Origin of the sequence: Microbacterium sp. ZXX196 (genome assembly GCF_009709595.1) — a bacterium.
Taxonomy (GTDB): domain Bacteria; phylum Actinomycetota; class Actinomycetes; order Actinomycetales; family Microbacteriaceae; genus Microbacterium; species Microbacterium excoecariae.
Window position 1 is genome coordinate 1 of record NZ_WMEE01000431.1, and the last position, 246, is coordinate 246.

Here is a 246-nt window from a genome sequence, read left to right on the forward strand (position 1 = left end):
CGGGGCGCAGCGTCACGAGGTCGAGGTTGACGTGCCCGGGCGCGGTCAGCGCGTACGCGACGACGTCGGCGCCGTCGTCCGCCGTGAGGGGGTTCTCGACGCCCTCGTAGACGCGGTCGGCCGCGCCGGCCGACCCGAGGCGCACGAGCGAGAACTCCTCCGTGTGGACCATGCCGGGCGCGATCTCGATGACGCGGCTCGGCTCGCCCGCGAGCTCCTGGCGCAGCGCCGCCACGAGCATCGACT

1 pseudogene is annotated in these 246 nt (G+C 74.8%); it reads right to left on the minus strand.

Annotated elements, in window-relative coordinates:
• Window positions 1–246 (minus strand): annotated as a pseudogene (locus GJQ66_RS13590) (oxidoreductase); the annotation flags it as partial.